Raw genomic sequence first — 22,793 nt, 5'->3', positions numbered from 1 at the left:
GGCCATCGCCACAAGGCGCTGGCCGGAATAAGGGCAACTTAATGGCACCTTGGTACCAATTTTGAGGCGAGGGCTGAGCCCTCGTTCGCGGCGCAAGGCCACTCCTACAGAATCGGCGTTCTCCTGTAGGAGCGGCCTTGTGCCGCGATCGGCCGCACAGCGGCCGCAAATTCCTGCAAGTTTGCCACAACTTTGGGAGCTTAGGCTTCCACCTGACTCCACTGTTTGCTCAGTCGCTTGTCGGAAACCGCCACCTTCGTCCCCAGTTGCTGGGCAAACAACGACACCCGGTATTCCTCCAGCAGCCAGCGGTACAGGGTCAGTTGCTCATCGCGCTTGCCTTCCTGGGCATGCTTGTCGGCGCGGGCCTGGTACTGCGCCCAGCAATTGGCCAGCTCGGCGCTCCACACCCGGTCCTTCTGCACCTGCGAACCCAGCTTCTCCAGACGCAGTTCCACCGCCTTGAGATAACGCGGCAGCTCCTTGAACCAGGCACCCGGCGTCTCCCGCACGAAGCCCGGGTACACCAGGTTGGCCAGCTGCTGCTTGATGTCGTTGAGCGCCACCGCCTGGCTCAGGTCGATCTTGCCCTTGAAGCGCTTCTGCAGGCCATGCCACAGCTTCAGCACCTCCAGGGTCAGGCGGGCCAGGCGCTCGGCGTGCTCGGTCCAGTTGCCGCGCTTGCGTTCGGCCAGCGAGGCCAGGCCCGCGCCATCGCGCGGCAGTGGGTCTTCGCCTTCCAGCACACAGCTGTCGAGGCTGGCCAGGAGGATATCCTCGACCAGCGCCTCGACCCGGCCCAGTTCACGGTACAGCAGCCCCAGCTCGGTCAGCCCCGGCAGCTTGCCACGCAGGAACTTGCCCGGTTCCGCCAACTGCTGCAGCAACAGGCGCTGCAAGGCGCGTCGGTGCTGGAACTCGGCTTCGGCCTGGGTCGAAAAACGCCCTTCGCGTACCGTGCCGTTGTCCTCGACCAGCGCCGGGTAGACCGTCATCGACAGCCCGGCGATCTTCTGCTGGGCGGTCTGCGCCACCTGCGCGAAGGCCTTGGCCTGTACCGGCTGCTCGGCCTTCTCGCTGCGCGGCAGGGCCAGCGCCGCCTGGCTGGCGGCGGCGAAGCGGGCGGTCAGCTCGGCGAGGTCGCGGCCTTCGCCAAGGAACTTGCCCTGGGCATCGACCACTTCGATGTTCATGCGCAAATGGCCCTCGACCAGCCCGGCCGCTTCCGCCCAGGCCTCGTCCGACACCCGCGCCCCGGTCATGCGCAGCAACTCCTGGCCCAGGGCCTGCGGCAATGCCCCCTGGCCGAACGCCAGGCGCGACAGGGCCGCCTTGACGAAGTCGGGCACCGGCACGAAGTTCTTGCGCAGGGCCTTGGGCAGGTTGCGTACCAGGGCGATGCACTTGGCCTCCAGCAGGCCGGGCACCAACCATTCCAGGCGTTCGCCCGGCAGGTTCGGCAACAGCGGCGCCGGCACCCGCACGGTCACACCGTCACGCGGGTGGTTCGGTTCGAAGTGATAGCTCAGCGACAGGCGCAGCTCGCCCACCTGCAGGTGGTCGGGATACTGCGCGGCGGTGACCTCGCTGGCCTCGCGGGCGAGCACGTCCTCTTCGCGCATGATCAGCAGGTTCGGATCCTTCTGGCTGTTCATCCGGTACCAACTGTCGAAGGTCGCGGTCTGGTGGATCTCTTCGGGCAGGCGCGCCTCGTAGAAGGCGTACAGCGTCTCCTCGTCGGCCAGAATATCGCGCCGACGGGCCTTGGCCTCCAGCTCGTCGAGCTGCTCGAGCAGGCGCTTGTTGGCCGCCAGGCACTTGGCCCGGGACTGGATCTCGCCACCGACCAGGCCGTCGCGGATGAACAGCTCGCGGGAAGTGACCGGGTCGATCGGGCCGAAATGCACCGGCCGACGGCCGACCAGGATCAGCCCGTAGAGGGTGATCTGCTCGTAGGCCACCACCTGGCCGCGCTTCTTCTCCCAGTGCGGTTCGAAGTGGTTCTTCTTGATCAGGTGGGTGGCCAGCGGCTCGATCCAGTCCGGCTCGATCTTGGCCACCATGCGCGCGTACAGCTTGGTGGTCTCCACCAGTTCCGCGGCCATCACCCACTGCGGGCGCTTGCGGCCGATGCCCGACGAGGGGTGAACCCAGAAACGCCGCTGACGCGCGCCCTGGTAGTCGCCCTCCTCGGTCTTCTGGCCGATCTGGCTGAGCAGGCCGCTGCCGGAGAATCGCCTTGTGCAGGGGCTGGTAGTCGCAGGCGTCCTTGTTGACCGCCAATTGCAGATCACGGCAGATCAGCGCCAGCTGGCGATGGGCGTCGCGCCACTCGCGCAGGCGCAGGTAGTTGAGGAAGTTCTTGCGGCACCAGTTGCGCAGCGGGCTGGCGGTCAGCGCCTGGCGCTGCTCCTCGAAACCGCGCCACAGGTTGACCAGCGCGGCGAAGTCGGAATCGACATCCTTCCACTGCGCGTGCGCCTGGTCGGCAGCCTGCTGGCGCTCCGGCGGGCGCTCGCGCGGGTCCTGCACCGACAGCGCGCTGGCGACGATCAGCACTTCCTGCAGGCTGCCCTGACGGGCGCCTTCGAGCAGCATGCGACCCAACCGTGGATCGATCGGCAGGCGCGCCAGCTGGCGGCCCAGTGGTGTCAGCTGGTTCTCGCGGTTGACCGCCGACAGCTCCTGCAACAGGTTGAAGCCGTCGCTGATGGCCTTGCCATCCGGCGGCTCGATGAACGGGAAGGCGTCGATCGCGCCCAGGCGCAGGTGCAGCATCTGCAGGATCACCGCAGCCAGGTTGGTGCGCAGGATCTCCGGATCGGTGAACGCCGGGCGGCCGTTGAAGTCGTCCTCGCTGTACAGGCGGATGCAGATGCCCGGCTCGACACGCCCGCAGCGGCCTTTACGCTGGTTGGCGCTGGCCTGGGACACCGCCTCGATGGGCAGGCGCTGGACCTTGGCGCGGTAGCTGTAGCGGCTGATGCGCGCGGTGCCGCTGTCGATCACGTAGCGGATACCCGGCACGGTCAGCGAGGTTTCGGCAACGTTGGTCGCCAGCACCACGCGCCGGCCGCTGTGGGACTGGAAGATCCGCTGCTGCTCGGCCGGTGAAAGCCGCGCATACAGCGGCAGGATCTCGGTGTGGCGCAACTGCGCCTTGCGCAGGATCTCGGCGGCGTCGCGGATCTCGCGCTCGCCGGGCAGGAACACCAGCACATCGCCCGGGCCCTTGCCCTGGCTGCGCTCGTGCTGGGCAATCTCGTCGAGGCTGGCGAGGATCGCCTGGTCGACGGACAGGTCCTCCTCGACCTGGTTGCCCTCCTCGTCGTGCTCGCTGGTCAGCGGCCGGTACCAGGTTTCCACCGGGTAGGTGCGCCCGGACACCTCGATGATCGGCGCGCCGTCGAAGTGCTTGGAGAAGCGCTCCAGATCGATGGTCGCCGAGGTGATGATCAGCTTCAGGTCCGGGCGGCGATGCAGCAGGGTCTTGAGGTAGCCGAGCAGGAAGTCGATGTTCAGGCTGCGCTCATGAGCCTCGTCGACGATGATCGTGTCGTAGCGCTCGAGGAAACGGTCGTGCTGGGTTTCGGCCAGCAGGATGCCGTCGGTCATCAGCTTGACCAGGGTGTTCGAATCGCTCTGGTCCTCGAAGCGCACCTGGTAGCCGACCAGCGCCCCCAACGGCGTGCCCAGCTCCTCCGCAACCCGCGCCGCGACACTGCGCGCGGCGATCCGCCGGGGCTGGGTATGGGCGATCAGGCCATGGCTGCCGCGGCCCAGCTCCAGGCAGATCTTCGGCAGCTGGGTGGTCTTGCCGGAACCGGTCTCGCCGGCGATCACCAGCACCTGGTGCTCGGCCAGAGCCTTCTTGATCTCGTCGCGCTTGGCGGCGATGGGCAGGTTGTCGTCGTAGCGAATGCTCGGCACGCTCTGCTGGCGCGCGGTGACCTGGGCGCAGGAGGCCTGGACCTTTTCCACCCACTGCGCGAGCTTGCCCTCGTCGGGGCGCTTGCGCAGCTCGTGCAATTGCCGGCGCAACCGATGGCGGTCGGCGATCATGGCGTGGTCGAGGTTCTTCAGCAGTTGGTCGATGGCGTGGTCTGTCATGGGACTTTTTAATGATGCAGGCGAGTGCTGCTTTTTCATGATCGGCAGGCGTAAGAGGCGCGATTGTCGCAGATTTGCGAAATCGATGCTGCCTGTGCCCGCCGTTCAGTCGCGATCACGCTCGAAATAGCGGGAGCGCTTGAACAACAACGGGGTAGCAATTGCCACGAAAAAAGCTGACCAGCCAATACCATCAAGTTGCAGGAACTGCTCTTCACCCAGTTGATTACAGGCGGTAATCCCCGTGACGTTGAAGACGATATAGAGAAGAAACCTGATGCACCTTGACCGGCATGCCCAGTCGACCAACGTGCCGACCACGAGGGCATAGCAAATACCATAAAGCACCCACATATCCGCTCCCCTTCAGATAATCAACATCAGGCTGCTGGATTGGGGACCAATACCGCCTTTCACGGTTGCTGTGCCCACCGTTCAGTCACGATCACGCTCGAAATAGCGGGAGCGCTTGAAAAGCAGCAGCGTTGCAACTGCATCACAAAGAATCCACCAGTACATCCCATCCAGCCGCAAGAATTCACGCTCGCCAAGTTGTGTGCACGCCGTTATGCCAGTTGCCATCAACGCCACGCAGACGCAGCATCTGAGCGTTGGTGAGCGACATGCCCAGTCAAGCAATAGGCCGGCGACCAGCCCATAAAGGGTTAGAAAAAAGATCTCAGTCATGGCTACCCTTCGATCAAATAATGAACATCAGGCTGGACGTCTGAGGACCTATGCCAGATGGGCGATTACCTGATAAGTCCTTTGCGCTTGCATGGCGATCCCTGACCATTCTTACAAAGAAAGGGACTTTCACCGCTGGCGCGCCACCTGCCAATTAGCCTAGGTCCGATAAAACTGTGGGAAGCTTCCTAAGCTGCTGCAACGCGGCGGAAAGACCTTGCCAATGTTTAGCTGCCACCGGAATGAACGTCGCCATTCACTGCTTTAATCAACCTTACAGGCCATGTGAGTATCCAGGGATGCTTCTCGACCCGATGATTGCCCGCCCGCTGCCCTACCCTTCGCTGCCGAAGGCCCGGGCCCGTGCCGGTGAAAATCCGCTGGTCCATATCATCATGGCGTTCTGGGCGCTGTGGCATTGCCGTCACGCGCGCCCACCGGACACGTCGCTCACGCACTCCTGACCCGACCCGGCCGCCTTCTGGCCGATTGACTCAGCCTGACCGCTCGCCTGCGCGGCGGTCACGTGTGCCCCAGAGCGAATCCACCATGCACTTTGCCCCCGCAGAGCAAGCCAGGCGTTTCCTGGCCGACAACCCCGATATCGACCTGATCGAGCTGTTCATCCTCGACGCCAACGGCGTGCCCCGCGGCAAGCTGCTGCACCGCGAGGAGCTGCTGGCGGTGTTCGAAAGCGGCCGCCCGCTGCCCAGCACCATCCTCGGCCTGACCCTCAATGGCGACGACGTGGAAAACTCGGGCCTGGTCTGGGACGTCGGCGACATCGACTGCCGCGCCTACCCGCTGGACGGCAGCTTGGTGCGCCTACCCTGGCGCCGGGTGCCGACCGCCGCCGTGCAGGTCAGCATGCACCCCAGCGAAGGCCTGCCGGCCAGCGTGGCCGATCCGCGCCATGTGCTGCTGCGGGTGATCGACGCGCTCAAGGCCGATGGTTTCCACCCGGTGATGGCCTGCGAGCTGGAGTTCTACCTGCTCGACCAGCAGCGCGACGCCCAGGGCCGGCCGCAGCCGGCCTTGGACAGCGACGGCGGACGTCCGTGCGGGACCCAGGTGTATGGCCTGCGCGAGCTGGAGCAGATCGAACCCTTCCTCGCAGACCTCTATGCCGCCTGCAAGGCCCAGGGCATTCCGGCCCGCACGGCGATCTCCGAGTACGCGCCCGGCCAGGTGGAGATCACCCTGGAGCACGGCGACGCGCTCCAGGCGATGGACCAGGCCGTGCGCTACAAGCGCCTGGTCAAGGGCATCGCCAACGCCCACGGCATGCAGGCCTGCTTCATGGCCAAGCCGTTCGCCCAGCTGGCCGGCACCGGCATGCACATGCACCTGAGCCTGGCGGACGCCGCCGGCAACAACCTGTTCGCCAGCGAGGACAAGGCCGGCACCCCGCTGCTGCGCCAGGCGGTGGCGGGCATGCTGCGTCACCTGCGTGAATCGCTGCTGCTGTTCTGCCCCAACGCCAATTCGTTCCGCCGCTTCCAGGCCAACAGCTATGCGCCACTGGCGCCGACCTGGGGCGTGGACAACCGCACCGTCAGCCTGCGCGTGCCCGGCGGCCCGGCAGCCAGCCGGCATATCGAGCACCGCATCTGTGGCGCCGACGCCAACCCCTACCTGGCCGCCGCCGCGATCCTCGCCGCCACCCACCAGGGCATCCGTGAACAACTCGATCCCGGCGCCCCGGTCGAAGGCAACGGCTACGCCCAGGCCACCGAACACCTGCCCACCGACTGGCTGACCGCCCTCGAGGCCCTGGAGCATTCGACCTGGGCCCGGGAGGCGCTGGGCGAAACCTTCCTCGGCGTCTACCTGAAGGTCAAGCGCGCCGAGTACCGCCAGTTCATGGCCGAGGTCGGCGAGCAGGACTGGCGCTGGTACCTGCACCAGGCCTGATGCCCACGAGATTACAAGAAGGAACAACCATGAACGCAGCAGTGAACAACGGCCCGGCCCAGCGCGCGCCGTCCTATTACAGCGCCACCCTCAACGACACCACCGAATACCCCACGCTCAAGGGCACGGTGCAGGTCGACGTGGCGGTCATCGGCGGCGGCTTCACCGGCGTGGCCACCGCCGTGGAACTGGCCGAGCGCGGCCTGAAAGTGGCCATCGTCGAGACCAACCGCATCGGCTGGGGCGCCAGCGGGCGCAACGGCGGCCAGGTCACCGGCAGCCTGTCGGGCGACGAGGCCATGCGCACGCAGATGCGCGACCGACTGGGCGCCGAGGTGGACGATTTCATCTGGCACCTGCGCTGGCGTGGCCACCAGATCATCGAGCAGCGCGTCGAGCGCTACGGTATCCAGTGCGACCTCAAGCACGGCCATCTGCACGCGGCGATGAAACCGTCGCACATGAACGAACTGCGCGCCTTCGAGGCCGAGGCCCAGCGCCGCGGCATGGGCGACCAGGTGCAACTGCTCGACCGCAGCGCCATGCAACATCATCTGCAGAGCCCGCTGTACCTCGGCGCGCTGAAGAACCGCCGCAACCTGCACCTGCACCCGCTCAACCTGTGCCTGGGCGAGGCCCGCGCCGCCCACGGGCTGGGCGCCCTGCTGTTCGAAAACTCCGAGGTGCTGGAGATCGTCCACGGCCCGCGCCCGGCGGTGGTCACCGCCCAAGGACGGATCGAGGCACGCCAGGTGATGCTGGCCGGCGATGTGTATCACAAGCTGGAAAAGCGCCAGCTCAAGGGCAAGATCTTCCCAGCCATGGGCGGCATCGTCACCACCGCGCCGCTGGGCGAGCTGGCCGAGCAGATCAACCCGCAGGACCTGGCGGTGTACGACTGCCGTTTCGTCCTCGACTACTACCGCCTGACCGCCGACAAGCGCCTGCTGTTCGGCGGCGGCGCCAACTACTCCGGGCGTGATTCACGGGACATCGAAGGCGAGCTGCGCCCGTGCATCGAGCGCACCTTCCCGGCGCTCAAGGGCGTGCCGATCGAGTTCCAGTGGAGCTGCGCCATGGGCATCGTGGTCAACCGCATCCCGCAGCTGGGCAAGCTGTCGGACAACGTCTGGTACTGCCAGGGGTATTCCGGGCACGGCATCGCCACCAGCCACATCATGGGCGAGATCATGGCCGAGGCGCTGACCGGGACGCTGGAGAAGTTCGATACCTTTGCCGGGTGCAGGCACATCAAGGTGCCGATGGGCGACCTGCTGGGCAATCCGCTGCTGGCGGCGGGGATGTGGTATTACCAGATGCTGGAAAAGCTGCGCTGAGCCGCAACCTCTCTGTAGGAGCGGCCTTGCGCCGCGAAAGGGCTGCAAAGCAGCCCCAGGATTTCAGCGGCAACGCATCAATCGATGGGGGTGCTTCGCACCCCTTTCGCGGCACAAGGCCGCTCCTACATCGATCGCGCACGCTGCGGATCAGGCGATCTTCTTCAGGCCCTGCTTCTTCAGCTCTTCGTCGCGCAGCTCGCGGCGCAGGATCTTGCCGACGTTGGTGGTCGGCAGCGCGTCGCGGAACTCGATGGCCTTGGGCACCTTGTAGCCGGTGACGTTGGCGCGCATGTGCTCCATCACCTGCTCCTTGGTCAGGGTCATGCCCGGCTTGACCACGATGAACACCTTGATCACCTCGCCGGACTTCTCGTCCGGGATGCCGATGGCCGCGCACTGCAGCACGCCCGGCAGCGCGGCGAGCACATCTTCGAGCTCGTTGGGGTACACATTGAAGCCTGACACCAGGATCATGTCCTTCTTGCGGTCGACGATGCGCATGTAGCCGTCCGGCTGGATCAGGGCGATGTCGCCGGTCTTCAGCCAGCCATTGCTGTCGATGATTTCGGCGGTGGCGTCTTCACGCTGCCAGTAGCCCTTCATCACCTGCGGCCCCTTGATGCACAGCTCGCCCACCTCGCCCAGGGGCAGCTCCTGGCCGTTGTCGTCGATGATCTTGCACAGGGTGGACGGCACCGGGATGCCGATGGTCCCCAGCTGGTTGGCCGAAGTCGGGTTGACCGCCGCCACCGGGCTGGTCTCGGTCATGCCGTAGCCTTCGCAGATGGCGCAGCCGGTCACCGTCTTCCAGCGCTCGGCCACGCTCTGTTGCAGGGCCATGCCGCCGGACAGGGTGATCTTCAGCGCCGAGAAGTCGAGGTTGCGGAACGTCTCGTTGTTGCACAGGGCGACGAACAGCGTGTTGAGGCCGACGAAGCCGCTGAACTTCCACTTGCCCAGTTCCTTGACCATGGCCGGCAGGTCGCGCGGGTTGCTGATCAGCACGTTGTGGTTGCCGATGAGCATCATGGCCATGCAATGGAAGGTGAAGGCGTAGATGTGGTACAGCGGCAGCGGGGTGATGAGGATCTCGCACCCTTCGTGCAGGTTCGAACCCATCAGCGCGCGGCACTGCAGCATGTTGGCGACCAGGTTGCGGTGGGTGAGCATCGCGCCCTTGGCCACGCCGGTGGTACCGCCGGTGTACTGCAGCACGGCGACATCGCCGGACTGCGGGTTGGCCTCGGTCACCGCGCCGCCCTTGCCCAGCGCCAGGGCGTCGTTGAAGCGCACGGCGCCCGGCAGGTGGTAGGCCGGCACCATTTTCTTCACGTACTTGATGACGCTGTTGATCAACAGGCGCTTGAGAGGTGGCAACAGGTCGGCCACTTCGGTGACAATGACATGTTTGACCTGGGTCTTGGGCACTACCTTTTCCGCCAGGTGCGCCATGTTGGCCAGGCACACCAGGGCTTTGGCCCCGGAATCGTTGAACTGGTGCTCCAGCTCCCGCGCGGTGTACAGCGGGTTGGTGTTGACCACGATCAGGCCGGCGCGCATGGCGCCGAACACGGCGACGGGGTACTGCAGGACGTTGGGCAGCTGGACCGCGATGCGATCACCCGGCTTCAGGTCGGTGTGCTGCTGCAGCCAGGCGGCGAAGGCGCCGGACAGGGTGTACAGCTCGCCGTAGGTGATGGTCTTGCCCAGGTTGCTAAAGGCAGGTTTGTCGGCAAAGCGTTGGCAGGATTGCTTGAGTACCGCCTGGATATTGGGGAATTCGTCAGGATTGATGTCCGCCGTGACCCCGGCTGGGTACTTATCCTTCCAAAAATGTTCGATCATGGAAGCCCGCTCCTTCAGCAACAGCGAATTCGGTACGCGTCGATGCGCTTATTATTGATATGAGAGGCCGGCTCATTGCAAACCGGATCCTCTGAAAGCGCGCCGAGAGTAACAGCTTTGCAAGGGGTCGCCTAGAGGTCGAAATGGGCCGACAGGTCACAAAAATGACTCAATGAACAATGCAGGTCATTTTTAGAGTAATTATACAAAATGTCGCGAATCCGCCTGAAAGCCCTGCCCTAGAGAGGGCCTGCGGGAACGGCGTTGCGCTGATCCCACAGGATTGGATTAGCCACCGTCAGGCGATATCGCGCAACTCCCGGCGCAGGATCTTGCCCACTGGAGTCATCGGCAGCGATTCGCGCAACACGATGTGCTTGGGCACCTTGTAGCCGGTGAAGTTGGTCTTGCAGAACGCCTTGAGCTCATCGACGCTCACCCCACCCGCACGCGGCACCACGAACAGCTTCACCGCCTCGCCGGTGCGCTCGTCCGGCACGCCGATCACCGCGCAGCTGGCCACCTGCGGATGGCCCATCACCACATCCTCGATCTCGTTGGGATACACGTTGAAGCCCGAGACGATGATCATGTCCTTCTTGCGGTCGACGATGCGGGTGAAACCGTCCGGATCGATGACGGCGATATCGCCGGTCTTCAGCCAGCCTTCGGCATCCAGGACCTGGGTGGTGGCCTCAACCTGCTGCCAGTAACCCTTCATCACCTGCGGCCCCTTGATGCACAGCTCACCACGCTCGCCCAGCGGCTGCTCGTGGCCCTCGTCGTCGATCACCTTGAACGCCGTGCCGGGCACCGGCAGCCCCACGGTGCCCAGGCGCGCCAGCTGGCCATAGGGGTTGGTGCTGGCCGCCGGCGAGGTTTCGGTCAGGCCGTAGCCTTCGACGATACGACAACCGGTGAGGGCTTCCCAGCGTTCAGCGGTGGCCTTGACCAGCGCGGTGCCGCCGGAATTGGTGATCTTCAGCGCGGAGAAATCCAGCGACTTGAAGCCCGGGTGGTCCATCAGCGCGACAAACAGCGTGTTCAGGCCCACCAGCGCCGAGAACCGCCACTTGCCCAGCTCCTTGATGAAACCGGGAATATCCCGGGGGTTGGTGATCAGTACGTTGTGGTTGCCGGTCACCATCATGCACATGCAGTTCGCGGTGAAGGCATAGATGTGGTACAGCGGCAGCGGCGCGATCATCACCTCCTGCCCTTCCTTGATCAGCGGCTGGCCATCGGGGCCGTGCTGACCGAAGCAGGCCAGCACCTGGAGCATGTTGGCCACCAGGTTGCCGTGGGTAAGCATGGCGCCCTTGGCCAGCCCGGTGGTGCCGCCGGTGTACTGCAGCACCGCGATGTTCTCCAGGGTTTGTGCCACCGGCCTGTGAGTGAGCCCGCGCCCCTGGCGCAGCACCTGCTTGAACGACACGGCCTGGGGCAACTGGTAGGCCGGCACCATCTTCTTCAGCTTGTCGACCACGGTGTTGACCAGCCAGCCCTTGGCCGTCGGCAGCAGGTCGCCCATCTTCGCCTCGATCAGGTACTCGATGCCGGTATCGGGCAGCACCTCCTGCACGCGCTTGCCGAACATGTTCAGGTACACCAGGGCTCGGGCGCCGGAGTCCTTGAACTGATGGCGCATCTCGCGCTCGGTGTACAGCGGGTTGGTGTTGACCACGATCAGGCCGGCGCGCATGGCGCCGAACACCGCAATGGGGTATTGCAGGACATTGGGCATCTGCACCGCGATGCGGTCGCCCGGCACCAGTTCGGTGTGCTGTTGCAGCCAGGCGGCGAAGGCGGCCGAATGACGCTCGAGGTCGGCATAGCTAAGGGTGACCCCGAGGTTGCTGTACGCCGGGCGGTCGGCGAAGCGTTTGCAGCAGCGCTCGAAGACGTCGACGACGGACGTGTAGACATTCATGTCAATGGTGGAAGGTACGCCCGCGGCGCGCTTGTCGTTCCAGAAATCGGCTTGCATTTATTGTTGTTCCTCTACCGGGACATTCCTGACCTGTTCGCCTGCTGGCAAAAAGGTGTTCAGCCGACGTTAGCAGCTCTGTCGAAGGTGGCAAATACGCCAAGTGCCGCCATTAACATTGTGAATCTCTTTTCCGCCCTTCCTGCAATCGATGGCTTTGCGCATACACTGTTGGGCAACCTCCGCGCGCAAGGACCCGCCATGCCCCACGACGCCTTCTGGCTCCCCGCCAGCGAGCATTGCAGCCTTTATGTCCACCAATGGCTGCCGGCCACACCGGTCAAGGCCGTGGTGCTGCTGGCCCATGGCATGGCCGAGCATGCCGGGCGCTACCAGCGCCTGGGCCATGCGCTCAACGCGGCCGGCTACGGGCTGCTCGCCCCCGACCTGCGCGGCCACGGCCGCACCGCTGAACTGGGCAGCCTGGGCCTGTTCGCCCGGCAAAATGGCTGGAATGCCGTGCTCAACGACCTGGGCCTGCTGGCCCAGCACATCGGCCAGCAGTTTCCGGGAACCCCGCTGTTCCTGTTCGGCCACAGCATGGGCAGCTACATCGGCCAGGCCTACCTGCTGCACCACAGCGCCAGCCTACAGGGCGCGATCCTCAGCGGTTCGAACTTCCAGCCGGTGGCGCTGTACCGCGCGGCGCGCCTGATTGCCCGTCTCGAGGCCTGGCGCCAGGGCCCGCTGGGCAAGAGCGCGCTGATCGACTGGCTGTCGTTCGGCTCGTTCAACAAGGCGTTCAAGCCCAACCGCACCGCTTTCGACTGGCTCAGCCGTGATGCCGCGGAGGTGGACAAGTACATCGCCGATCCGCTGTGCGGCTTTCGCTGCAGCAACCAGCTGTGGCTCGACCTGCTGCAGGGGTTGGCGCAGATCAGTCAGAAGAAGAACCTGGCGCAGATCGATCCGAACCTGCCGATCTTCGTGCTGGGCGGCGAATGTGATCCGGTGAGTGCCGGCAAGCGTCTCACCCACCTGGCCGACGCCCTGCGCGCGACCGGCAACCGTCATGTACAGTTGCGCATCTACCCCGGCGCACGCCACGAAGTGCTCAACGAAACCCATCGCGACGAGGTCACCGCCGAGATCATCGGCTGGCTGGAGCAGGCGCTGGCCCTTGGCCGCCCTGCCCGCAGTGAATGATCGGCAGCCTCGTCCGTTCCACAAGGAAGCCCCTGATGACCCAGGTCACCAACACGCCTTACGAAGCCCTCGAAGTCGGTCAGAAAGCTGAATACAAGAAGTCCGTGGCAGAACGCGACATCCAGCTGTTCGCCGCCATGTCCGGCGACCACAACCCGGTGCACCTGGATGCCGAGTTCGCCGCCAAGAGCATGTTCAAGGAACGCATCGCCCACGGCATGTTCAGCGGCGCGCTGATCAGCGCCGCAGTGGCCTGCACCCTGCCTGGCCCGGGCACCATCTACCTGGGCCAGCAGATGAGCTTCCAGAAGCCGGTGAAGATCGGCGACGAGCTGACCGTGCGCCTGGAAATCCTCGAGAAGCTGCCCAAGTTCAAGGTGCGTATCGCCACCAACGTGTACAACCAGAACGACGAGCTGGTGGTTGCCGGCGAGGCCGAGATCCTCGCGCCGCGCAAGCAACAGACCGTCGAGCTGGTGAGCCCGCCGGAGTTCGTTGCCGGCTGAAAGTACAGCGGCACACACGGTCACTGTAGGAGCGGCCTTGTGTCGCGAAAGGGCCGCAAAGCGGCCCCGGCAATCTCTGCTCCAACGCTGAAATCCTGGGGCTGCGTTGCAGCCCTTTCGCGACACAAGGCCGCTCCTACAGGTCTTGCACTCGGCCTGAGCGCTTAGCCCAGCTCTCGCAAGCGCCGCTCGATATGGCGGCGTTCCGGCCCCTGCCGGGTCAGCGTCAATGCCTGCTGCCAGGCCTCGCGGGCCTGTTCGGTATTGCCCAGCTGCCGATGCAGTTCGGCGCGCGCGGCATGGGCCAGGTGGTATTCGCCCAGTTCGCCCCGCTCGAGAATTGCTTCGACCGCCCGCAACCCGACCTGCGCGCCATCACGCCGGGCCAGTGCCGCCGCCCGGTTCAGCTCCACCACCGGTGACGGCCAGTGGCGCTGCAGCACGTCGTACAGGCCGACGATCTCGTCCCAGTCGGTGGCCTCGGCGCTGGGCGCTTCGGCATGCAGCGCGGCAATCGCCGCCTGCACACTGTAGGGGCCGAACTCCCGGCTGCTCAGTGCCTGGCGCACCAACTGGCTGCCCTCCTCTATCTGTGTCCGGTCCCACAGGCTCCGGTCCTGTTCATCGAGCAGCACCAGCTCGCCGTCGGTATCGCTGCGCGCGTTCTGCCGCGAGGCCTGCAACAGCATCAGCGCCAGCAGCCCCAGCACTTCGGCATCCGGCAACAACTGCGCCAGCAACCGGCCCAGGCGGATAGCTTCGTCGGTCAGCGCGCGCGTGGTCACATCCTCGCCCGACGACGCCGAATAGCCCTCGTTGAACACCAGGTAGATCACCCGCAGCACACTCTCCAGCCGCTCCGGCAACTCGCCCAGCTCCGGTACCTGGTAGGGGATCTGCGCATCGCGGATCTTGGCCTTGGCGCGCACGATGCGCTGGGCGATGGTCGCCGGGCTCTGCAGGAAGGCGCGGGCGATCTGCTCGGTGGTCAGGTCGCAGACCTCGCGCAACGTCAGCGGTACCTGGGCATCGAAGGCCAGGGCCGGGTGGCAGCAGGTGAAGATCAGGCGCAGCCGGTCATCGACCAGCAGCTCCTGCTCGCCCGGGTCCTGGGCCTCGCCCTCCAGCAGCATGATCAGGTCCGCCTGGGAGCGGTCGAAGCGGGCACGGCGGCGCAAAGCGTCGATGGCCTTGAAACGGCCGGCGGAGACCAGCCAGGCCCGCGGATTGTCCGGGATGCCATCGCGCTGCCAGCGTTCGACGGCAATGAAGAAGGCGTCATGCAGGGCCTCCTCGGCCAGGTCGAAGTCTCCCAGCAGGCGGATCAGGGTGGCCAGGATGCGCCGGGAGTCGCGGCGGTAGACCGCCGCCACTTCATCCCGGATTTGCCCTTCGCTATTCATCAGCCCGGCGATACCTGGGTCATCGTGCTCTCCTTATTGGGTCAGGGTTGCAACTCACGCACCGGACGCACCTCGACGCTGCCGACCCGCGCCGCCGGAATGCCCCTGGCGATGTTCAACGCTTCATTGAGGTCGCGGGCATCGACCAGGTAGAACCCGGCCAACTGCTCCTTGGTCTCGGCGAACGGACCGTCGGTCAGGCTCATGTGTCCGGCGCGCACGCGTACCGTGGTGGCCGTCTGCACGGGCTTGAGCGCCTCGGCGGCGATCATCCGCCCGGAGCCCTGGATGGACTCGGCGTAGGCCATGCATTCGGCGTCCTCGGGGCTGTCGGGCAGGCTGTGCAACAGCGCTTCATCACAATAGACCAGGCACAGGTATTTCATGATCGTCTCCGGGGCGAGGTGGCGATAGGCGGTCGAGGGCGTTCAAGGTTTGAGATCGAACAGCGCTTTTTGCGTTTCCATGTCGAACGGTGCCGACCAGTGTTCGTGGATGACCTGCCATTGGCCGCCGCTGCGCCGGTAGCCGACAGTGGCGCGCATGAAACCGCACTGGCTCTCATCGTCGGACGGCCCGCAGCGATTGAGCCAGTGGGCCAGGCCCAGGTCACCGTCGGCATGCACGGTCAGTTGCGCCAATTCGAACACCATCGGTCCGGTGCACATGCCCATGCACATCTCCCAATGAGCGCGGTAGGCGGCCTTGCCCTTGAATTGCAGGGCCTGGATGGCGTCGAAGGCGACAATATCGTCGGCGTAGGGGGCAACGATACGGTCCACATCACGCTTGCGCACGGCTTGCATCCAATGCTCGATCAGTTGTTCCAGTTCACGCTCGGCTGCAGTGTTCATCGGTGTTTCCTCCGAAGACTCATCAGGGTTGGTAGTGACGCTTTCAACACTGGTCGAACGGGAAAACGGCAGATCGACAGCCGCCTGGAAATAATTCAGTCGAAGGGCGCGACCGACCAGACTCAAACGGGTGCAGGCAAGATGAACTCACGGTAACCGGAGAGAATCACATACACCGCGAAATAGCAGAAAATGGCCGCCGACAGCAGGTAGGACCACGTCAGCAGCCGATCACCGAGCAAGCGCCCACCATGGCTGGCGATGCCGCACAGCGACACGCACCAGGCCAACCCAGCGGCGAAGAAGCCCCCGAGGAACAGACCCGCGTCGAGCAGACTGCCGCCACCGGACCTGGAGATCAGCACCCCACCCGCCGCCGCGAACCAGAGGATCGCGCTGGGCGAGGACATGGCCAGGAAGATCCCGCGCAGAAACTCACGCCAGCCCGACTCCACCACCACTTCGCCCCGCGACTCCAGGTGCCCGCCGCGCCAGGCCGCCAGCAACATCTTCACGGCAAACCACACCAGCAGCGCCGAGCCGCCCAGCCACAAGGTCCAGCGCACGGCCTCGAACTGCAGCAGCACAGCCATCCCGGCCAGTGCGGCGATGGCATAGACCAGGTCGCCGACGCACGTACCCAGGCCCAGCCAGAAACCCTGGAGAAACCCACGCTGCATGGCCAGGGTGATCATCGCTATATTGGCCATGCCGATGTCCAGGCACAGGGAAAGACTGAGGAGAAAACCGTTGGAGAAAGGCATGCTGCACTCGAAGCCGGGAAAGGGAACGCCATTCAACCGTGGCCGGCCCACAGGCGTATAGGAAAAATTTGCGCCCGCTCAGGCCATTGCCGCCTGCTCGAAGACCTCGTCGGCCCATTGGTTGAGACTCTTGCCGGCAGCCCTGGCGGCGATGCTCGCGGCGGCGTGGACTTCGGGACGGATGCGCAACATGACCTTGCCGGAGGCCGGCTTCTCTGGGGCGATACCTTGTTCGGCACAGTCGGCCAGGTAGTCGTCGAGTGCCTCGCGGAACGCCTCGTGCAACGCGGGCACGGAGCTGGCGTGGAAGCTGATGATATCGCGCAGGCCAAGTACGCGGCCGACGAAAATGTCGTCACGCGCGTCGTACTCGATGCGGGCGGCGTACCCTTTGTATCGCATGCAGCTCATGGTCGGACTCCCGCCCGCAGCAGGAATTCGCGGGCTTCTTCTATCTGATATCGCCTGGCCTCCTTGCCAGGATGTGGGCGATGACACCGCCAGCACTGCCCAGCCAGCAGGATCTTGACCCTGGATCCCTGGCGCTCGTGGATCTGGCCGCCAAGGTGCAGCACCAGGGCCTCGATCTCGGCGAACGGCAATGTAGGCGTGGTCGGTGTTCTGAAGATGCACTCCAGAATCTTGCGATATCGAGTGTTCATTGGAAAATGCTATCAAATAAAGATAGCACCTCCACTGCCAACATTCATTCAGGATTTTTCATTCCCCATCAGCACCTGCGCATAACGCCCACGATCCACATTGGCGCCACTGAGCACCACCGCCACACGCTTGCCGGCCTGACGCCCACGCTCCTGCATCAATGCGGCCAGGGCAGCGGCACCGGCACCTTCGGCGGTGTTGTGGGTGGTCTCGTGATAGAGGCGCATGGCCTCGGCGATCTCGTCGTCGCTCACCCGCACGATGCGTGCGGCATGCTCGCGCACCAGCGCGAAGGCATCGGGGTGCGGCACGCGGCAAGCCATGCCGTCGGCGAAGGTGTCGGCGCTGGCGGTGGTAACGATGCGACCCCGCTCGAAGCTCTGGGCATAGGCATCCGCAGCACTGGAGACCACGCCGACGATCTCGGTGTCCAGCCCCAGCAGGTTGCGCGCCTGGATCAGCCCGCAGATGCCCGAACCCATGCCGATCGGCACGTACACGCAATCCAGGTCGGCCACCGCCTCGAACAGCTCCAAGGCGTAGGTGGCCACGCCGCGCACCAGCTCTGGGTGGAACGATGGGACCATCTGGTAGCCGCGTTCCTCGGCCAGGCGCGCCGCCTCTTCACGGGCAACGTCGAAGTCCACGCCGTGCTCCACCAGTTCCGCGCCCAGGGCGCGCATGGCGGCATTCTTCTCTCGCGAGTTGCCTTCAGGCACCACGATCACCAGCGGCAAGCCCGCCTGGCGCGCCGCCAGGGCCATGCTCTGGCCATGGTTGCCGCGGGTGGCGGTGACCAGCCCGCGGGGGACTTCGCCAGCGGCCTGCAGGGAACGCACGTAGACCAGCCCACCACGCACCTTGAAGGCACCGGTGGGGGCATGGTTCTCATGCTTGACCCAGAGCTGGCAACCTAGCCGCTCGGCCAGCAGCGGCCAGGCATGCTGCGGGGTCGGCGGAACGTGCTGGTGAACAAAGTCGGCGGCTTCACGCAGGGCGGGCAAGTCGAACATGGCGATCTTCCTTCATCGGTAGGGCTTGATCCGATCCTAAGCGCCGGTCATTGTATGGGTCCAAACATATATTGCATGGGTAGCAATTTCGTGTGGATTCCCTCCCTGCCAGACAACGACCAGCCGCGCTACCTGGCGCTGGTCGAAGCCATTGCCGGCGCCATCGAACAGGGCGAGCTGAAAGCCGGCGAACGCCTGCCGCCCCAGCGTCGCCTGGCCTGGACGCTGGGCCTGAACCCAAGCACCACGCAACAGGCGTACCGCGAGGCTGCGGCGCGGCACCTGGTGTCCGGTGAAGTGGGGCGCGGCACCTACGTGCTGGCCAGCAGCAAGGAGGCGACACTATTCCGCCTCAAGCAGCCCGACCGCCAGCACCCGGTGATCGACCTGTCGACCAACGTGCCAGTGGCCGATCCGCACAATCTTGACCTCGAACACAGCCTGCGCAGACTGCTCGAACAGGGTGAAACCACCCTGCTCGACCATTACCTGGGGCCGGAGCAATTGTTACTGGGGCGGATCCAGGGCGCCCGCTGGCTGGCAAATCGCGGCCTGGACCTGAGGCCCGAGGAGGTGCTGCTCTGCGGTGGCGCCCAACAGGCCTTGATCCTGGTGCTGCAGTCACTGTGCCAGGCAGGCGAGCCGGTGATGGTCGAAGCGTTGACCGCCCCGGGCATCAAGGCGGCCTGTCGACAGCTGCGCCTGCCGGTGCAGGGGGTGGCTCTGGATGAACAGGGTTTGCGCCCGGACGAACTGGACCGCGTCGTGCGGGCCAGTGGCGCGCGGGTACTGGTGACCACCCCGACCCTGCACAACCCGACCGGGGCCTGCATGGGCGAGGCCCGGCGCCAGGCGCTGGCGGCAGTCGCCAGGCGCCACGACTTGCTGGTGATCGAGGATGACGTGTACGGCGCCTTGACCGACCGGCCGCCACTCTACCCTTTGCTCGAAGGCCGCGGCGTGCTGATCAGCAGCTTGTCCAAGACCGTGGCCGCCGGCCTGCGCCTGGGCTGGATCGTGGCGCGGCCAGCGTTGCTGGAGCAGATCGACCCCTATGCCCAGGCCACCCATTGGTCGGTGTCGCCATTGAACCTGCACATCGCTTGCCAGTGGATTTCGGACGGGACCGCCGCACGGCGACTGGCCTGGCAGCGGGAGGAGCTGGCCGAGCGCTGGCGCCTGGCGCGGGCGTTGCTGGGTAATGCACTGCAGGTGGACGGCGTGCCTTCGCCCCATGCCTGGCTGACCACGTCTGCAGAAGCCGAGACGCTGGTTGCCCGGTGTCGGGCGCAAGGAGTGGAGATCGTGCCGGCCAGTGTGTTCGCGGTGGGCACGGAGCGTGTGCGGGCAGTGCGGGTCAGCCTGTCGGCGGCGCACAGCCGCGCGCAGTTGAAGCAGGGGCTGGAGCTCGTCCGGGATTTACACCTGCCCCTGTAGGAGCGGCCTTGTGCCGCGAAAGGGCTGCGCAGCAGCCCCAGATTTCAGTGTTGGCGCAAAGATCGCCGGGGCCGCTTTGCGGCCCTTTCGCGGCACAAGGCCGCTCCTACAGGGATTGTGCGCGGCTCAGTTCAGCCGGCAACCCTCACCCAGGGCACGGTACTGAAGGGTGTGCACCTGTCCCTGATGGTCCTCGTAGGTCATGGTGGCGGGCACCACTTCACAGACGTTGGGAATCGTCGACAGGCTGATCACGCGCTTGATGTCGAGGTTGGTGGAATAGTCGTACTGCTCGACCACGGGTTGGGTGTCTGCGGTCTTGACCTGGTCCGCGAAGGCGAGCGAGGACATACCGACCAATGCAAGAATCAGTAAGGCTTTCATGGATAACGACCTTGATGGCTATCAAGCTGATCGCGTGACTTCTGATGCCGTCAATGGCGCGGAGAAGTTGTCATCGACTGCGAAGATGACACGAAGTACCGATCCCGCTTTATCGTACTGCCGGGGGGATGAGTGAAAGTCTACTCCGCAGTCAGAATAGTTGAACCCCTGGGTCGGTTATTCACCCTTGCCGGATTTGCAACAATCTGCGACAAAGAACCGTCATTTTTCCTGCACGGGCCCTGTCGCGGGACAAGCCCGCTCCTACAGGCTGTATGCGACCTTGTGGGAGCGGGCTTGCCCCGCGATGAGCCCTACAGCGTGAGCCACGCATGCCGCCCCTGACCTGCACCCTTCTGCCCCCTATCCAGCGCCGCCTGCTGGAGCAGTTCTATCGCCAGCACGGCTCGCGCATGCGCGCCGCCGGTGATGGCGAGCAGTGGGTGGCGCGCAGCGGTGACATCGTCGGCGGGATGAACCTGTCACCCGTAGACGGCGGCTACTGGCTGACCGGCCTGTTCGTCGCCCCACAATGGCGTGGCCAGAAGATCGCTTCACAGTTGCTGGAGGCCGCGCTGGCCGACAGCACCTGCGCGACCTGGCTGTTCTGCCATCCGGACCTGACGCCCTTCTACCAGCGCCTGGCCTTCACGCCCGCCACCACACTGCCCGAAGCCCTGGCCTCGCGCCTGGCCCGTTACCAGCGCAGCAAGCCCTTGGTGGCGCTGATGCGGGATCAGTCGTCGGCCACATCGAGCCCGGGGAACAGCACGTCGGTGTAGCCGAACTTGCTGAAGTCCTGGATGCGTGAGGGGTACAACCGGCCGATCAGGTGATCGCACTCATGCTGCACCACCCGCGCATGAAAGCCATCGGCAAAGCGGTTGATCGGGTTGCCCTGGGGGTCGATGCCCGAATAGCTGATGTGCTTGTAGCGCGGCACCACGCCGCGCAGGCCCGGCACCGACAGGCAGCCTTCCCAGCCGTCCTCGACTTCCGTGGCCAGCGGCGTGATCACCGGGTTGAGCAGGATGGTCCGCGGCACCGGCTCGGCGTCCGGGTAGCGCTCGCTGCGCTCGAAGCCGAAGATCACCAGTTGCAGGTCGATGCCGATCTGCGGCGCGGCCAGGCCGACGCCACCGACATGGGCCATGGTCTCGAACATGTCGTCGATCAGTTGCTTGAGCTCAGGGCTGCCGAGCATGTGCTCCGGCACCGGCGGGGCGATGCGCAGCAGGCGTTCATCGCCCATCTTGAGAATGTCGCGGATCATCAGGTATTCGGCTCGCGGGTCTGGGGTTCGGGTGTCACCGGGTGCTCATGGCCGAGCACGGTGACGGTCTGTTGTGGATTATCCTGGGCGAACTCCTTCTCGCCGGGGTTCTTGCCCTCGGCGGACATATGCTCGATCACCGCGTTCATCTCGGCCCCCAGCAGCAGCACCGCGGCAGAGATGTAGAAGTACAGCAACAGCACGATGATCGCCCCGATACTGCCATACATGGCGTTGTAGTCGGCAAAGGTCTTCACGTAGTAGGCAAAGCCCAGCGACGCGACGATCCACACCACTACCGCCAGCACCGAGCCTGGGGTGATGAAGCGGAATTTCTGCTTCACATCGGGCATCACGTAGTAGATCAGCGCCACCGCCACCATCATCAGGATGATGATCGCCGGCCAGCGCAGGATGGTCCAGACGATGACCACCGCCTCCTCCAGCCCCACCTGGGAGGCGATCCAGCCCATGACCTGCGGCCCCAGCACCATCAGCGCGGCGGCCGCCAGGAGCATGCCGGCGACGCCGACGGTATAGATGATCGACAGCGGGATGCGCTTCCATACCGGCCGCCCTTCGGGTACGTCGTAGGCGGCATTCATCGCGCTCATCATCAGGCGCACGCCCGCCGAGGCGGTCCACAGGGCGATCACGATACCCACCGACAGCAATCCGCCCTTGGACTGCTGCAACTGGTCGATCACCGGGTTGACCTGCTCCAGGGCCTGGGGCGGCAGCACCAGCTCGGACTGCAGGCGCAGCCAGGAGAAGAAGTCGGGCAGGTGCAAAAAACCGATCAGGGCGATCAGGAACAGCAGGAACGGGAACAGCGAGAACAGCATCTGGTAGGCCAGCGCGGAGGCATAGGTGGACATCTCGTCGTCGAGGAACTCCTTGACGGTGCGCACCAGCACGCGGTGCAGGGGCAGGCCGCGCAGGTCGGGGAAAATCATAGCGTCTCCTTTCGCCGCTTGATCGGGGTGGCAATGCAACCAGTCTAATAGACCAGGCGGCGAGCGTGCTGTTCGCTGGCGCGTTGCCGAACGCACAATGCAATCGCGGGGCAAGCCCACTCCCACCGCGTGAGAGCGCACTGCCCCGCGACTATGCCACTTCGATCAAGGTTTCTTCACGGCATCCTTGACCTTGCCCACGGCCTGCTGCGCCTCGCCCTTCAACTCCTGGGCCTTGCCCTCGGCGCGCAGCCTGTCGTTGTCGGTCACCTTGCCGACGCCCTGCTTGATGTTGCCCACGGCCTCGTTGGCCAGGCCTTTCGCTTTATCCTTGGTGCCGCTCATGGGATGTCTCCTTGCCGGAAAGACACGGGAAATCGTGTCGACACCTGATCGACCCACGGCCGCTCGCAGGAGTTTCAATTAGTTTGCCTGGTCCCAGCCCAACGGCCTCGCGTTTTCCCCGTGGGAGCGGCGGCGTGCCGATGCGACTTGCCCCGCGATGAGCCCA

The 22,793-nt window shown here is 65.0% G+C and carries 21 protein-coding genes and 1 pseudogene; 6 read left to right on the top strand and 16 right to left on the bottom strand.

Features of this window, described 5'->3' with window-relative positions:
* Window positions 1–200 precede the first annotated feature (200 nt).
* The 3 genes and pseudogenes from hrpA to ACZ899_RS26285 form a co-directional block, all read right to left on the bottom strand.
* A pseudogene (hrpA, locus tag ACZ899_RS26295) lies at window positions 201–4,110 on the bottom strand (ATP-dependent RNA helicase HrpA).
* 105 nt (window positions 4,111–4,215) lie between these two features.
* A complete protein-coding gene (locus ACZ899_RS26290; RefSeq protein ID WP_203651406.1) occupies window positions 4,216–4,464 on the bottom strand; it encodes a hypothetical protein in 249 nt (82 codons plus the stop codon).
* 81 nt (window positions 4,465–4,545) lie between these two features.
* Window positions 4,546–4,797: a hypothetical protein gene (locus ACZ899_RS26285; protein WP_234560275.1), complete on the bottom strand. Its 252-nt coding sequence runs from the start codon at window positions 4,795–4,797 to the stop codon at window positions 4,546–4,548.
* Between the two features lie 549 nt (window positions 4,798–5,346).
* Between ACZ899_RS26285 and ACZ899_RS26280 the strand changes: the two genes are divergently transcribed.
* On the top strand, window positions 5,347–6,711 hold the full coding sequence (locus ACZ899_RS26280; protein WP_234560274.1) for a glutamine synthetase family protein: 1,365 nt from the start codon (window positions 5,347–5,349) through the stop codon (window positions 6,709–6,711).
* Between the two features lie 29 nt (window positions 6,712–6,740).
* On the top strand, window positions 6,741–8,048 hold the full coding sequence (locus ACZ899_RS26275) for an NAD(P)/FAD-dependent oxidoreductase (protein ID WP_234560273.1): 1,308 nt from the start codon (window positions 6,741–6,743) through the stop codon (window positions 8,046–8,048).
* 150 nt (window positions 8,049–8,198) lie between these two features.
* Here the strand turns inward: ACZ899_RS26275 and fadD1 are convergent, their stop codons facing one another.
* Together fadD1 and fadD2 are read right to left on the bottom strand one after the other, a co-directional pair.
* The gene (gene fadD1 / locus ACZ899_RS26270; RefSeq protein WP_028693064.1) at window positions 8,199–9,896 is read right to left on the bottom strand and encodes a long-chain-fatty-acid--CoA ligase FadD1; all 1,698 of its coding nucleotides are present in this window, start codon (window positions 9,894–9,896) and stop codon (window positions 8,199–8,201) included.
* Window positions 9,897–10,194: 298 nt separating this feature from the next.
* Entirely contained in the window at window positions 10,195–11,883 is a 1,689-nt protein-coding gene (gene fadD2, locus ACZ899_RS26265) for a long-chain-fatty-acid--CoA ligase FadD2 (RefSeq protein ID WP_234560272.1), read from the bottom strand.
* Between the two features lie 201 nt (window positions 11,884–12,084).
* Between fadD2 and ACZ899_RS26260 the strand changes: the two genes are divergently transcribed.
* Together ACZ899_RS26260 and ACZ899_RS26255 are read left to right on the top strand one after the other, a co-directional pair.
* A complete protein-coding gene (locus ACZ899_RS26260; protein WP_110739167.1) occupies window positions 12,085–13,029 on the top strand; it encodes an alpha/beta hydrolase in 945 nt (314 codons plus the stop codon).
* A 35-nt stretch (window positions 13,030–13,064) separates the two neighbouring features.
* Complete coding sequence (locus tag ACZ899_RS26255) at window positions 13,065–13,535, top strand: MaoC family dehydratase (protein ID WP_062574831.1); 471 nt, start codon at window positions 13,065–13,067, stop codon at window positions 13,533–13,535.
* A gap of 164 nt (window positions 13,536–13,699) precedes the next feature.
* Here ACZ899_RS26255 and ACZ899_RS26250 read toward each other — a convergent pair whose 3' ends face one another.
* From ACZ899_RS26250 to ACZ899_RS26220, 7 genes are all read right to left on the bottom strand, one after another.
* The gene (locus ACZ899_RS26250; protein WP_203651394.1) at window positions 13,700–14,938 is read right to left on the bottom strand and encodes an RNA polymerase sigma factor; all 1,239 of its coding nucleotides are present in this window, start codon (window positions 14,936–14,938) and stop codon (window positions 13,700–13,702) included.
* A 41-nt stretch (window positions 14,939–14,979) separates the two neighbouring features.
* Window positions 14,980–15,324, bottom strand: a complete 345-nt coding sequence (locus ACZ899_RS26245; RefSeq protein WP_203651392.1) for a YciI family protein — start codon at window positions 15,322–15,324, stop codon at window positions 14,980–14,982.
* A gap of 42 nt (window positions 15,325–15,366) precedes the next feature.
* Window positions 15,367–15,792, bottom strand: a complete 426-nt coding sequence (locus ACZ899_RS26240; protein WP_234560271.1) for a YybH family protein — start codon at window positions 15,790–15,792, stop codon at window positions 15,367–15,369.
* A gap of 122 nt (window positions 15,793–15,914) precedes the next feature.
* Window positions 15,915–16,556: a LysE family translocator gene (locus tag ACZ899_RS26235; protein ID WP_234560270.1), complete on the bottom strand. Its 642-nt coding sequence runs from the start codon at window positions 16,554–16,556 to the stop codon at window positions 15,915–15,917.
* A 78-nt stretch (window positions 16,557–16,634) separates the two neighbouring features.
* Complete coding sequence (locus ACZ899_RS26230) at window positions 16,635–16,967, bottom strand: type II toxin-antitoxin system HicB family antitoxin (RefSeq protein ID WP_203651385.1); 333 nt, start codon at window positions 16,965–16,967, stop codon at window positions 16,635–16,637.
* The gene (locus ACZ899_RS26225; protein WP_203651377.1) at window positions 16,964–17,218 is read right to left on the bottom strand and encodes a type II toxin-antitoxin system HicA family toxin; all 255 of its coding nucleotides are present in this window, start codon (window positions 17,216–17,218) and stop codon (window positions 16,964–16,966) included. Before ACZ899_RS26225 ends, ACZ899_RS26230 begins: the two co-directional genes overlap by 4 nt.
* 48 nt (window positions 17,219–17,266) lie before the next feature.
* Window positions 17,267–18,232 (bottom strand): threonine dehydratase, encoded by a 966-nt coding sequence (locus ACZ899_RS26220; protein WP_203651375.1) that lies wholly within the window; start codon window positions 18,230–18,232, stop codon window positions 17,267–17,269.
* A 75-nt stretch (window positions 18,233–18,307) separates the two neighbouring features.
* Between ACZ899_RS26220 and ACZ899_RS26215 the strand changes: the two genes are divergently transcribed.
* Window positions 18,308–19,669: an aminotransferase-like domain-containing protein gene (locus tag ACZ899_RS26215; protein ID WP_234560269.1), complete on the top strand. Its 1,362-nt coding sequence runs from the start codon at window positions 18,308–18,310 to the stop codon at window positions 19,667–19,669.
* Between the two features lie 126 nt (window positions 19,670–19,795).
* On the opposite strand, the gene ACZ899_RS26210 is transcribed toward ACZ899_RS26215, so the two are convergent.
* Window positions 19,796–20,053, bottom strand: coding sequence for a DUF2790 domain-containing protein (locus tag ACZ899_RS26210; protein WP_028693053.1), 258 nt, complete (start codon window positions 20,051–20,053; stop codon window positions 19,796–19,798).
* A gap of 332 nt (window positions 20,054–20,385) precedes the next feature.
* Here ACZ899_RS26210 and ACZ899_RS26205 point away from each other — a divergent pair, with 332 nt between their 5' ends.
* Window positions 20,386–20,835, top strand: coding sequence for a GNAT family N-acetyltransferase (locus ACZ899_RS26205; RefSeq protein WP_234560268.1), 450 nt, complete (start codon window positions 20,386–20,388; stop codon window positions 20,833–20,835).
* Here ACZ899_RS26205 and def read toward each other — a convergent pair.
* From def to ACZ899_RS26190, 3 genes are all read right to left on the bottom strand, one after another.
* The gene (def, locus tag ACZ899_RS26200) at window positions 20,790–21,326 is read right to left on the bottom strand and encodes a peptide deformylase (protein ID WP_186733041.1); all 537 of its coding nucleotides are present in this window, start codon (window positions 21,324–21,326) and stop codon (window positions 20,790–20,792) included. The two genes, ACZ899_RS26205 and def, sit on opposite strands and share 46 nt — an antisense overlap.
* The gene (locus tag ACZ899_RS26195; protein ID WP_234560267.1) at window positions 21,326–22,282 is read right to left on the bottom strand and encodes a YihY/virulence factor BrkB family protein; all 957 of its coding nucleotides are present in this window, start codon (window positions 22,280–22,282) and stop codon (window positions 21,326–21,328) included. Before ACZ899_RS26195 ends, def begins: the two co-directional genes overlap by 1 nt.
* Before the next feature lie 165 nt (window positions 22,283–22,447).
* Window positions 22,448–22,627 carry a CsbD family protein gene (locus ACZ899_RS26190; RefSeq protein WP_050706819.1) on the bottom strand — a complete coding sequence of 60 codons (180 nt, stop codon included), beginning with the start codon at window positions 22,625–22,627 and terminating at the stop codon, window positions 22,448–22,450.
* Window positions 22,628–22,793 lie beyond the last annotated feature (166 nt).

Source organism: Pseudomonas sp. TE31087, assembly GCF_057284075.1.
Note: the sequence above shows the minus strand (reverse complement) of the source record. Positions and strands in the feature narration are given on the sequence as shown.